The sequence below is a fragment of the Rhodosalinus sp. genome, from assembly GCF_041685465.1.
In the GTDB taxonomy this organism is placed as follows: domain Bacteria; phylum Pseudomonadota; class Alphaproteobacteria; order Rhodobacterales; family Rhodobacteraceae; genus Rhodosalinus.
The window spans coordinates 1-11,853 of record NZ_JAWLFS010000077.1; the positions used below are offsets into that span (position 1 = coordinate 1).

General features: G+C 71.8%; 12 protein-coding genes and 1 other RNA gene. 3 read left to right on the top strand and 10 right to left on the bottom strand.

Annotated features, from left to right (window positions below; all coding sequences use genetic code 11):
• The coding region (locus tag ACESL7_RS07050; protein ID WP_372892610.1) for a DNA polymerase ligase N-terminal domain-containing protein at positions 1-902 on the bottom strand (902 nt) is incomplete at its 3' end.
• A 131-nt stretch (positions 903-1,033) separates the two neighbouring features.
• Here ACESL7_RS07050 and ACESL7_RS07055 point away from each other — a divergent pair.
• A complete protein-coding gene (locus tag ACESL7_RS07055; RefSeq protein WP_372892611.1) occupies positions 1,034-2,239 on the top strand; it encodes an AI-2E family transporter in 1,206 nt (401 codons plus the stop codon).
• A 9-nt stretch (positions 2,240-2,248) separates the two neighbouring features.
• Here ACESL7_RS07055 and ACESL7_RS07060 read toward each other — a convergent pair whose 3' ends face one another.
• Entirely contained in the window at positions 2,249-2,620 is a 372-nt protein-coding gene (locus ACESL7_RS07060) for a hypothetical protein (protein WP_372892612.1), read from the bottom strand.
• Positions 2,621-2,764: 144 nt separating this feature from the next.
• Between ACESL7_RS07060 and ACESL7_RS07065 the strand changes: the two genes are divergently transcribed.
• Positions 2,765-3,634, top strand: coding sequence for a formate/nitrite transporter family protein (locus ACESL7_RS07065; protein WP_372892613.1), 870 nt, complete (start codon positions 2,765-2,767; stop codon positions 3,632-3,634).
• Between the two features lie 1,287 nt (positions 3,635-4,921).
• Here the strand turns inward: ACESL7_RS07065 and rnpB are convergent.
• The 6 genes from rnpB to ACESL7_RS07095 form a co-directional block, all read right to left on the bottom strand.
• Positions 4,922-5,303: RNase P RNA component class A (gene rnpB, locus ACESL7_RS07070), an RNA gene on the bottom strand.
• 98 nt (positions 5,304-5,401) lie between these two features.
• Positions 5,402-5,989 (bottom strand): N-acetylmuramoyl-L-alanine amidase, encoded by a 588-nt coding sequence (locus ACESL7_RS07075; protein WP_487247752.1) that lies wholly within the window; start codon positions 5,987-5,989, stop codon positions 5,402-5,404.
• Between the two features lie 101 nt (positions 5,990-6,090).
• Positions 6,091-6,840: a hypothetical protein gene (locus ACESL7_RS07080; RefSeq protein WP_372892614.1), complete on the bottom strand. Its 750-nt coding sequence runs from the start codon at positions 6,838-6,840 to the stop codon at positions 6,091-6,093.
• A 37-nt stretch (positions 6,841-6,877) separates the two neighbouring features.
• Positions 6,878-8,359 carry an Asp-tRNA(Asn)/Glu-tRNA(Gln) amidotransferase subunit GatA gene (gene gatA / locus ACESL7_RS07085; protein WP_372892615.1) on the bottom strand — a complete coding sequence of 494 codons (1,482 nt, stop codon included), beginning with the start codon at positions 8,357-8,359 and terminating at the stop codon, positions 6,878-6,880.
• Positions 8,356-8,643, bottom strand: coding sequence for an Asp-tRNA(Asn)/Glu-tRNA(Gln) amidotransferase subunit GatC (gene gatC / locus ACESL7_RS07090; RefSeq protein WP_372892616.1), 288 nt, complete (start codon positions 8,641-8,643; stop codon positions 8,356-8,358). Before gatC ends, gatA begins: the two co-directional genes overlap by 4 nt.
• A gap of 35 nt (positions 8,644-8,678) precedes the next feature.
• On the bottom strand, positions 8,679-9,341 hold the full coding sequence (locus tag ACESL7_RS07095) for a ceramidase domain-containing protein (protein WP_372892617.1): 663 nt from the start codon (positions 9,339-9,341) through the stop codon (positions 8,679-8,681).
• Positions 9,342-9,568: 227 nt separating this feature from the next.
• Between ACESL7_RS07095 and ACESL7_RS07100 the strand changes: the two genes are divergently transcribed.
• A complete protein-coding gene (locus ACESL7_RS07100; RefSeq protein ID WP_372892618.1) occupies positions 9,569-10,264 on the top strand; it encodes a metal-dependent hydrolase in 696 nt (231 codons plus the stop codon).
• A 116-nt stretch (positions 10,265-10,380) separates the two neighbouring features.
• Here ACESL7_RS07100 and ACESL7_RS07105 read toward each other — a convergent pair whose 3' ends face one another.
• Positions 10,381-10,848 carry an acyl-CoA thioesterase gene (locus tag ACESL7_RS07105; protein ID WP_372892619.1) on the bottom strand — a complete coding sequence of 156 codons (468 nt, stop codon included), beginning with the start codon at positions 10,846-10,848 and terminating at the stop codon, positions 10,381-10,383.
• A 144-nt stretch (positions 10,849-10,992) separates the two neighbouring features.
• Positions 10,993-11,853: 4-hydroxyphenylpyruvate dioxygenase (hppD, locus tag ACESL7_RS07110; protein WP_372892620.1), on the bottom strand; the 861-nt coding region annotated here is incomplete at its 5' end.

The following is an 11,853-nucleotide window of genomic DNA, read 5'->3' on the forward strand; positions in this document are numbered from 1 at the left end:
TGGAGCGCCGAGAAGGCCGAGCGCGCGCCCGCCGCGGCTGCCGTCACCTCGCCGTCGATCAGCGCCGTGTCGCAGGCGAGCGCGTCGAAGGCCCCGTCGAGCGCGGCGAACCGCTCGGTCCAGTCCTGCCCGGACCGGCTGTAGAGCGTCGCGCCGCCCGTCCCCAGCGCAACGAGCGCGCGGTAGCCGTCGAACTTCGTCTCGTGCCACCAGTCGTCTCCCTCGGGCGCGGCATCGACGAGCGTGGCGAGCTGCGGCGCGCGGAACGCCGGCGCCGCGCCCCTGCGCCGCTCGGGGCCGCCGTGCGGCGGTGCCCCGTCGGCGATCTCCTCCATGCTGCGCCCGCTGCGCACGGAGGTCGTGTTCTCCTCGGTCAGCGTGTCGGCGCCGCCGGTGAAATTGTCCTTCTCCTTGATCAGGAGCCAGTCCTCCTGCCCGTCGTCGTCCCGCATCCGGATGAGCACCCAGTCGCCGCGCATCCGGCGGCCGTCGAGGGTCATCTTGATCTCGCCCGCCTCGAGGCCCTCGGCCACGTCGCAGCGCGGCTCCCATGGGCCCTCGTCCCAGAGCATGACCGTGCCCGCGCCGTAGTCGCCCTCGGGGATCGTGCCCTCGAACTCGGCATAGGCGAGCGGATGATCCTCGGTCCGCACGGCGAGGCGGCGTTCGGACGGGTCGCGGCTCGGCCCCTTCGTCACGGCCCAGCTCAGGAGGACGCCCTGCCACTCGACGCGGACATCGTAGTGCAGGCTGGAGGCGTCGTGCTTCTGCACGACGAAGCGGCGCGCGCCGTCGCTGCGCCTACCCGGCAGCGCGGCCGGCTCGGCGCTCGCGTCCTGCCGCCGCGCCGCGTAGGCGTCGAGGCGCCGCCGCCGCGGCGGGCCATTCTCCGTCCTGGACATCGCCGACCTCCTGCCGCCCTGCCCGCCAGCCTGACAGAGCCCCGGCGCCGCGTCGCGCATCGTGACGGGGAACCGCCGCGGGGCATGGCGGGTTCCCTGCCCCGGACCGCCCCGGATCGCCGGAGACCCCGATGGACGACACGCCGCAGGATCGCCGCGCATCACCGCGCGCCGCAATGTCCGGCGACACGGCACGGGTGCGCACCGCGCTCCTCGCCGGTATCCTGATCCTGCTCGCGGGCTGGGCGCTGCGCGCGACGGCCGTCGTCGTGGTGCCCCTCGTCAGCGCGCTTTTCATCGCCGTCACGCTCGCGCCGCTCGACCGGGCGGTCGCGGCGCGGCTGCCGCGCTGGCTCGCCTGGATCGGGCGGGTGGTGGTCGTGGGCCTCCTGTTGCTCGCACTCGCGATGTTCTTCGCCGGGCTCGTCTACGCGGCGCAGCAGGTGGTGGCGGAGATGCCCGCGGTCTCGCGCGGGCTGTCCGACATCCTGCCCGCGGGAGTGTCGAGCCTCGACGCGCTCGAACGCTCGCTCGCGGGCGACGGCACGCCACGCCCCGAGGATCTCGCCCCCGAGGTGGCCGCGCCGGGCGCGCTGCGCGACCTTCTGGAGCAGGTGGGCTCGGTCGCCGGCGGCTGGGTCGTCGAGGCGGCGACCGCGCTCGCACAGCGCATCGCGGGCGCCGTCGGCAGCTTCGTCGCGGCGACGATCATCGTCGTCTTCATCGTGCTTCTCTCGCTCGGCGAGGGGGCGCTCTGGCGGCGCAAGCTCGCCGCGCTCTGGCCCGAGGCCGCCGCCCCGGACGGCGCGCGGCACGGCTGGCTGTCGGCGATCGAGACGCTTTCGGGCAAGCTCCGGCGGTTCCTGCTGATGCGGCTGGCGATGGGCGCGCTTTCGGCCGCTCTCTATGTGCTCTGGCTCTGGCTCTTCGACGTGAAGCTCCTGACCGTCTGGGCGCTGCTGACGCTGCTCCTGAGCTTCGTGCCCAACCTCGGCTCGGTGATCTCGGGGGTGCTGCCGACGCTTTACGTCTTCGTCACGCACGACCCGCAGACGGCCGTCGCGATCGGCGCGGGGCTCTTCGTGATCGAGCAGGTGGTGGGCAACTTCGTCGATCCGCGGCTCCAGGGCCGGCAAGTGGCGCTCTCGCCGCTCGTCGTGCTGACGGCGATCCTCGTCTGGGGCTGGATCTGGGGCGTGGCGGGGGCGCTGCTGGCCGTGCCGATGACGCTCGCCATCATGGTGATCTGCGCGCAGTGGCCGGCGCTGCGCCCGCTCGCGCTGATGCTCTCGGACCAGCCGGACGAGCGGCGGCTGATGGCGGCGCTCGCGCACTGAGCGCGGCCCTCAGAAGAGCAGCCGCAGCCCCAGGAGAAGTGCCGCCCCGATCAGCGTGATCAGCACGACCCGGCGCCAGCCGTCGCGGTCGCGCGCCGCGCGCCGCTCGGGCAGGACGCGCGGCTTGCCCTGCGCCCCGGCATCGCCCGGCCCGGCGCGTACGTCGGCCGGATCGTGGTCCGCGGATTGCGCCGGATCGGGCGGTGGCGTGTCGCCCCCGCCGCGCGGGCGGGCGTCCCCCGCCTCGCCGTCGGTCTCGATGGGCGCGGCGGCCGGCTCCTCCGCGCGGCGCCGGCGGTGCGGATCGATCAGGCGGCGCCGCGTCTCGGGCGGATGCGTGCGGGCCTCGGGGGCCTCGGGGCGGGAACTGTCGGCGGTCACGTGACACTCCTCTGACAGGCGACGGGCGCGCCGCCGGCGCGCCCCGGTCTCTCAACGCGCCGCCCGGCGTCTGCGTTTCCCCGGATGCGGAACGCGCGTGCCGGGCGCGCCGTTGCCCCTGCGTTCCCAAGGAGCCGCGCGCCCATGTCCGAGACCCAAGACCGCGCCGAGGCCGCAGGGCCGCCACATGCCCCGCTCGGGCCCCGCGAGCAGGAGGAAATCGAGAGCAAGACGCCGATTTCCCCGCCCGCGGTCTTCGAGGTGATCCGTCGCGCGGGCCGTCGCGAGATGATGCGCCCGGCAAGCGCGCTGCTCGCCGCGGGGCTCGTGGCGGGGGTCGCGCTCGGTTTCTCGCTGCTGACGGAGGCGCTTCTGCGCGCGCATCTGCCGCAGGCGGACTGGCGCCCGCTGGTGGAGAACCTCGGCTACACGGTGGGCTTCGTGATCGTCATCGAGGGGCGGCTTCAGCTCTTCACCGAGAACACGATCACCGCCGTGATGCCGGTGCTGGAGGCGCGCCTGCCACGCGCGGCGATCCGGCTTCTGCGGCTCTGGGCGCTGGTTCTCACGGCCAATCTGGTGGGCGCGGCGGCCTTCGGCACCGCGCTCTGGGCCTCGCGGGCCTACGACCCGGCCCTCTGGCAGGCCGCCGAGCAGATCGCGCGCCACGCCATGAGCTTCGGCGCGACCGAGACCCTCTTCCGCGGCGTCGGCGCGGGCTGGCTGATCGCGGCGCTGGTGTGGACGATGTCCACGACCGAGCACGGGCATCTCGCGCTGATCGTGATCTTCACCTACGTCATCGCGCTCGCCGGGTTCACCCACGTAGTGGCCGGCACGGTGGAGGCGACGGCGGTGGTTCTCGCCGGTCACATGGGGCCGTGGGCGGCCCTCACGGGGAGCGTGCTGCCCACGCTCGCGGGCAACATCCTCGGCGGCACGGTGCTCTTCGCGCTGCTCGCCTGGGCGCAGATCCGCGCCGAGCTTCACCGCCAGCGCACCGGCGAGGGCTGAGGGCCACGAAAAACTGGGGGCCACGGGCGCCCCGAAGTCTCGCCGTTCAACGGACGGAAGGTCATGGATGACCTCGGTCTGGCGGCGCTCGTCCGTCATCTGCGCGGTCATCCACGGAACGATGTCGGTGGCGCCGAGCACCTCCCGCAAGAGAACGCGCGGGGATCACCACTCAGCCGTTCAGACCGCGTCTCGATGGTCAAAGACCGGTTGAAACGGGCCACGGCCGATCGTGCCGTTTCACCCATGCGTGCGTCCGTGGCTGCCGACGGGGTGTTCCTCAAAACATTGAGTCTAAATCGTTTTCAGGCAAACACAGCCTCCCGGTGGTGAATTGGATGACCGATCCGGGATCAACCGCCACCCTTGAAACTTGAGATCACGCCGCGCCATTTCGTCGCTCTCCCAAGCAACTCGCGGGATCGCCCGCGTGCCAAAGATCCACGAAGGTCCGGGAGACCGCGCTATGGAACGGAAGGGAAGGCGCCCGCGCATCAGGCCGGATTGGGCTTTCGCCGATCAAGGCCATAGCTGCGCCGAGGAGAATTCCGCCGCCCATCAGGGCAACGCCATCGAGGCGGCAGGGAGTCGACAGCGGCAGCTCCATAGGCTGAGAACAGGCAATGACCGGCACGCAAGCCAGCGCCCGCACAGCGGCGCGTCTCTCGGAGCGGACCGCGCGCCGCGTGCCGGCACGGCGCAGGCTCAATCGTCAGGCACGCGAACAGCGGACGCCGGACAGGTCGTCCCGCGACACCTCGACGCGAGCGACACCCGGCCCCACGCGGCCGGCCGACGTGATAATTTCAGAAGCGCGCTGCCCGAATCAACGACATGCCATCCTTCGAGCGATGCCCTAATTTGCGTGACACGACCCCTGATCAGGCCGCGTCCCGCAGAAAAGGGCATGTCTCCAAGCTCAGATGTCTCCGGCGAACCGGTCCGGTTCCGGTGATTTCCGGGTGTTGGGCGCGGTCGCCTTCGGAAACGGCGTCTGCGCGGCCCCGGCGAGGATCCCGCGACAGTCCGACGTGATGTGCCTCCCCGTCGACGTCATCGCCATCCGCACGGCCGCGCCCCGGTTCTGCGGGACGCTGAGGCCCGGCACGCCGCCCTCACGGCGCGGATCATACCCGGGACCGCTGCCGCCCGACCTTGCAAGGCGGTCCAGACCGAGCCTTTCCGGGACAGGCTTCGGAGCGGCCGGGCAACGGCGCGCGCCCGACCAGACACGACGCGGCTGCACGCGACCGGCGACGGGCTGCATGACGACGGGCGGGATGGCGACTGCGCGGAGGGCCTGTAAGCCGGATCCTGTCCGGGGGCGCGCACGCCCCCTGGATGGCCATTCGTCTGGGCGCCGGATCGCTCCGGCGCTCACGCTGCCAACCCGGACCTCTCGGGCGGGAGCGGCCCTGCGGAGGGGTGCTCCGCACGAGGTCCCTATTCGGCATTGCTCCCGGTGGGGCTTGCCGTGCGGCTCCCGTCGCCGGGAGCCCGGTGGGCTCTTACCCCACCGTTTCACCCTGACCCGCGCGCGGCGCGGGCGGTCTGTTTTCTGCGGCGCTTTCCGTCGGATTTCTCCGCCCGGGCGTTACCCGGCACCGTCGCTCCCTGGAGTCCGGACTTTCCTCGGCGTCAGCGACGCCGCGACCATCCGGCCCTCCGCGCATGCCGGATATGGACGCCGGGGCGCCCCCGGTCAATGCCGGGCCCAAGATCCTTGCAAGGATCTTGGAAGCGCCTTGCCAAGGCGCTTCGCCGGCGTCACCGCCCGGGCGCAGGCCAGCGCGCGGCGAGGCCCGCGACGAGGGCGCGATCCGCGGCCGCGACCGGTCCCGCGCCCCAGGGCCGCAGGCGCAGCCGGGCCGCGGCCAGCACCGCCGCCACCGGATCCGCCGCCTCGTCGGGCGCGCGCCAGCCCGCCCGCGCGGCGTCCTGCATGAACTCCCCCGGCGGCGCCGGCTCCGGCCACACCGCGAGACCCGCCCGCGCCAGTCCCCGCCAATCGAAGCGCGGCCCCGGATCCCGCTTGCGCCCGACGGCCGTGTCCGAGTGCCCGATCACGCCCGCGGGCCCGATCTCCCAGCGCGCCATGATGCCCCGCAGGAGCCGCTCCAAGGCATGCATCTGCGACGCCGGAAAGGGATGATCGCCCCGGTTCTGCAACTCGATCCCGACCGAGGCGGAGTTCACGTCCGCAATTCCGCCCCAGGCGCCGGCGCCGGCATGCCACGCGCGGCGCACCTCCTCCACAAGGTGCCAGACCGCCCCGTCGGTGTCGATCAGGTAATGCGCGGAGACCTCGGCCGCAGGATCGCAGAGCCGGTCCAGCGCGGCCGCCGCGCTCTCCATGGCCGTGTAATGCAGAACGATCAGCCGCGGCCGGTCGCCGCCGCGGCGCGGCCCGTGGTTGGGCGAGGCGCACCGGAGCGGACGCTCGGGCGTGCCCGCGCTCAGGGTCTCACCGCCTGGCGGAAGGGCTCCGGGCTCCAGCCGCAGACGTACCCGTCCCCGTCGGGGTCGAGGCCGAGCCGATCGCGCTCCGGCCCGCCCTCGGCGAGGAAGGCGGCCTGCGCGCGGTCGGGCGTGGGGTAGCCGGCGCAGTTGCGTTCCGCGCGCGCCGCGCTGCTGAAGGGCGAGCGGCGGTAGACCTGCCGCCCCGGGGGATGGTCGGTGGCGAGCGCGAACTCCACCGTGGTCATCCCGCTGCGCTCACCGCGTTCCGGAAGCGGCGTCGGCGTCACCAGCTGGTACTGCGCGCGCGCCTGCGCGAGCCGCGCGGCATCGCTCTCGATGCCACGCTCCTCGGAGACGGCGCCGAAATCCTGCTCGTTCGAGAGCCCGGAGGCATCGGTCTCGGGCGACGCCGGGCTGGCCGCATCCGCACGGGACGACGCGCCGCCGGCGCCCGGCGGCTCGGCAGACCCGGTCGGCCTCTCGCTCTCCGGGTCCTCGAGCGCCGCCCGCGCCCGCGCGAGTGCATCGGTTTCGCCCTGCATGCTCCCGGCGATCGTCGGAAGCGGCCCTTCGGAGCCCGCCGCCGGTGCCGGCGCCGCCGAGCCGGCAAGGTCCGCATCGCGGGCGGCCTGCCCGGCCTGGAACTCGGTGTAGTCGCTGAAGCCCGGCCCGCTCTCGGGCACCGGCGGCGAACAGGCCACAAGCCCGAGGCAGGCCGCCGCGATCCCGAGTGCGCGCAGTGTCATACCCTTCGACCCTTTCAAGGACGGCCTTCGCCGCCGCCTACCACCATTTCGCGGGCTTCGCCACGAAGCCCGCAGCACGTTCCAGCACCTCGGCCACGTCGAGAAGCGCTCCCTCCTCCCACGGGCGGCCGACAAGCTGCAGCCCGAGGGGCAGACCCTGCCGGTCGAGCCCCGCAGGGACGGAAACGCCCGGCAGCCCGGCGAGGTTCACCGGCACTGTGAAGACATCGTTGAGATACATCTCGACGGGGTCCGCCTGCCCCTTCTCGCCGAGGCCGAAGGCCGCCGAGGGCGTCGCCGGCGTCAGGATCGCGTCGACGCCCTGATCGAAGACCTGCTCGAAGTCGCGCCTGATGAGCGTGCGCACCTTGCGCGCGCGGTTGTAGTAGGCATCGTAGAAGCCCGCCGAGAGGACGTAGGTCCCCACCATCACGCGCCGCTTGACCTCTGCCCCGAAGCCCGCGGCGCGGGTCTTCTCGTACATCTCCACGATGCCGTCACCCTGCGCGAGCGGCGCGCGGTAGCCGTAGCGCACCCCGTCGTAGCGCGCGAGGTTCGAGGACGCCTCCGCCGGCGCGATCACGTAGTAGGCCGGAAGGGCATACTTCGTGTGCGGCAGCGAGATATCCAAGATCTCCGCGCCCGCGTCGCGCAGCATCTCCGCGCCCCTGTCCCAGAGCGCGAGGATCTCCTCCGGCGTGCCCTCCAGCCGGTACTCGCGCGGGATGCCGATGCGCTTGCCGCGGATGTCGCCCGTGAGCATCTCCTCGAAATCCGGCACCGGCAGGTCGGCGGAGGTCGAATCCTTCGGGTCGTGCCCGGCCATCGCACCCAGCATGATCGCCGCGTCGCGCACCGTCTTGGTCATCGGCCCCGCCTGATCGAGCGACGAGGCGAAGGCCACGATCCCCCAGCGCGAGCAGCGCCCGTAGGTGGGCTTCAGCCCGACGATCCCGGTGAAGGCCGCCGGCTGGCGGATCGAGCCGCCGGTGTCCGTGCCCGTCGCCGCGAGGCAGAGATCGGCCGCCACCGCCGCCGCCGAGCCCCCCGAGGAGCCGCCGGGCGTGAGGCTCCGGTCGTCCACCTTCCACGGGTTGACGGCCGGGCCGTAAACGCTCGTCTCGTTCGACGAGCCCATCGCGAACTCGTCCATGTTGAGCTTGCCGAGCATCACCGCCCCCGCGTCGCGGAGCTGCGCGCTCACCGTGCTCTCGTAGGCGGGGCGGAAGCCTTCCAGGATGCGCGACGCCGCCTGGCTCGCGACGCCTTCCGTGCAGAAGAGATCCTTGATCCCGACGGGGATGCCGCACAGCGCACCCGCGTCCCCGGCGGCGCGCGTCGCATCGGCCGCGCGCGCCCGCTCCAGCGCAAGCTCCGGCGTGGCATGCGCGAAGGCGCCGAGCGCGCCCGCGCCCTCCACCGCCGCGAGGCAGGCCTCGGTCAGCGCGACGCTCGTGGTCTCGCCCGCGTCGAGCGCGTCGCGCGCCGCCGCGATCGTCAGGGAGGGGAGCTCGCTCATTCCACCACCTTCGGCACCGCGAAGAAGCCCTCGCGCGCGTCCGGCGCGTTGGCGAGCACCTTGTCGGGCATGCCGCCGTCGGTCACCCGGTCGTCGCGGCGCTTCAGCCGCATCGGCGTGACGCTCACCATCGGCTCCACGCCGTCCACGTCCACCTCTGTCAGCTGCTCGACGAAGCCGAGGATGCGGTTGAACTCCTCGGCGAGCGCCGGGAGCTCCTCCTCCTCGACGCGGATCCGCGCGAGATGCGCGACATGCGCCGCGGTGCGGGTGTCGATCGACATGGGCTCAAGCCTCCTTGCCTTGGGGCGCTGTCGATCTAGCGCCCCCGTCCGTCGCCCGCAACCATGTGCCGGCGGTAGACCTCGATCATCCAGCCGAGCATCGCGCCGTTGAGCACATGCCACATGAAATGCGTGCCGAGAGGCACCGCGCCGCAGAGCGGCGCGTCGAGCGTGCGGAACGTCAGCGAGGCGATCAGCAGCCCCGCCCCGATCGCGAGCCCCCGCGCGACCCGCGGCAGCCGCCGCCGGAGCGCCGCCGCGTAGATCAGGATCAGGAGCGGCACCGGCGCGTAGCCCGCCGAACTCCCGAGCCCTGGGATCATCTGGAAGAGCGGCACGGTCGCCGCCGCATAGGGAAAGAAGGCCGCGACGCCGAGGCCCGACCAGAGCCGCGAGAGCCCCCAGTAATGCCGGTTCGCGGCGTAGATGTAGATCAGGATGAAGAGCAGGATCGGCAGAACGTCGAGCAGCGCCGACCAGACCTGCGCATGGGTGTGAAAGAGGTAGCTCCCCACCCCGATCGCCGCGAGCACCCAGACGAGCGCCATGGCGAGCGGCAGGCCCTCGCCCCGCACCCGCCGCCACATCACGAAAGCCGCGATCAGGAAGGCCGCGTTGGTCACGGCGTTGACCGGCTCGGCCCAGTAGCCCGCGTCGAGCCGCTCGCAATAGCTGTCGATCCGCCGCGTCCAGTCCATGCACCCTCCCCCGTCGGGACGACATCTAGGCGCCCCTGCGCCCCGATCCAGCGCCCATCATCCTGGTCCAAATACTCCGGGGGTGCGGGGGCAGCGTCCCCGCCGCACTGGAAACCCTGCGGCCGTCAGGCCGCGCCGCTTTCCCCGGCTGGCCCGTGGCGCGCGGGCTGGCCCGCGGCGCGCACGATGCTAGGCTCGCGCATGCAACCCAAGCGAGGAGGACGCTCATGAAACTCACCTGGCTCGGCCACGCCGGCTTCCGCATCGAGATCGGCGACCAGGTCCTGCTGGTGGACCCCTGGGTCACCGGCAACCCGATGTTCCCCGAGGACCGCCGCGCCGAGGCGATCGCCGGCGCGACCGCCGTGCTCGTCAGCCACGGCCATTTCGATCACGTCAACGACGCGCCGCAGATCGCGAAGGAACTGGGCATCCCGGTCGTCACCATCTTCGACCTCGCCGGCTGGCTGGAGAAACGCGACGGGGTCGAGACCCTGGGCTTCAACAAGGGCGGCACGGTCATGCTGGGCGACGTGGCGGTGACGATGGTCAACGCCACGCATTCCTCCTCGCTGTCGGACGACGACGGCCGCCCGGTCTACACCGGCACCGAGGCCGGCTTCATGATCGCGCATGGCGGGCGCACGATCTATTTCTCTGGCGATACCGACGTGATGGCGGACATGAAGGTCTTCAACGACCTGCACGCGCCCGAGATCGGGATCCTCTGCGCGGGCGGGCATTTCACCATGGACATGGCGCGCGCGGCCTACGCCGCGAAGACCTTCTTCGACTTCAAGACGGTCATTCCCTGCCACTACCGGACGTTCCCGTTCCTTGCGCAGTCGGCGACGCCGCTCGTCGAGGGCCTGCCCGGCGTGAACGTCGTCGAGCCGGAGGTCCTGACGCCGATCGAGCCCTGATCCGGCGGACGGCGACACCGCGGCGCGCGGTGCCGCGGCATCGCCGTCCGGCTGCGCAGGTCGCGCGGGCACTGCCAGCGGCGGCCGCGGCATCTGCGGCACCGGCGGCGCCCCGCCTATCGGGCGTCGTCCGGGCGCAGGCACCCTTCGATCCGCGTCCGGATGTCCTCGGGCGGCGGCGCCTTGTGGAAGGCGTCGGCACGGACGAAGACGCTGACGAAGCGCCCCTCGAAGCACAGGCGTCCGTCCTGATAGCCGTCCACGCGAAAGGCGATGGAGGTCTCGCCCAGCCGGCTCGGCCAGGTGCGGCAGATCAGGCGATGACGCGGCGTGATCGGCGCGCGGAAATCGAGCTGCATGCTGACGAAAGGGGTGCCGAGGTTGCGGTCGGCGTTCATCTGGTACCAGCCCAGCCCGTCGACGCGCGCTTCCCACCACGCGTCGATGGCGGCGAGCGCCCAGCCGGGGATGTTGCCCGTGTAAGCGATCTCGGCCGGGTCGCAGTCGCCCCAGCGGACCGCGATTTCATGTTCGAAGACGTCTTCGGCCTCCGGGCTGCTCTGCACCTCCGGCTGATCGCGCATCGACAGGGATCTCCGTTATCGCGTCGGTTCGCGCGGGCATCGTCCCTGGCGGCGGGGCAGTCAAGAGCCGACGGCACGCGACGCGCGGATGTGTAGGGTGCGTGCTGCAGCACGCACCCTACGCGAACGGCCCGGGACGCGGCGTCATTCCGCGGCGGAGATCTCGCCCGTGTCGATCTGTTCCTGCTCGATCGATTCGAAGAGCGCCTTGAAGTTGCCCTCGCCGAAGCCGTCGTCGCCCTTGCGCTGGATGAACTCGAAGAAGATCGGGCCGATCACCGTCTTGGAGAAGACCTGCAGCAGGATGCGCGTCTCGCCGCCGTCCACGACGCCCTCGCCGTCGATCAGGATGCCGTGTTTCTTCATCCGGTCCACGGGCTCCTCGTGGCCCTGCACGCGGGTCTTGCTCAGCTCGTAGTAGGTCTCGGGCGGCGGCGGCATGAAGCGGATGCCGCGCTCGGCGATGGCGTCGGTCGACTCGTAGATGTTCTCGGTGCCCACCGCGATGTGCTGGATGCCCTCGCCGTTGTACTTCTTCAGGTAGGACACGATCTGCCCGGTCTCGCCGCGGTCCTCGTTGATCGGGATGCGGATCTTGCCGTCCGGCGAGGTCAGCGCGCGGCTGAAGAGCCCCGTGAACTTGCCCTCGATGTCGAAGAAGCGGATCTCCCTGAAATTGAAGAGCTTGCCGTAGAACTGGAACCACTTGTCCATGTTGCCGCGGTAGACGTTGTGGGTCAGGTGGTCGAGGTAGTAGAAGCCCACGCCCTCCGGCTTCGAGGTCTGCAGCCAGTCGAACTCGACGTTGTAGGGCGAGGTCTCGTAGTAATCCTCGATGAAGTAGATGAGCGAGCCGCCGATGCCCTTGATCGCGGGCACGTCCATCGTCTTGTCGTCGCCCTCGTAAGGCTCAGCGCCCATCTTCACCGCGTGATCGAAGGCGTGCTGCGCGTCCACCACGCGCCAGCCCATCGCGGGGGCGCAGGGGCCGTGCTCCTCCACGAA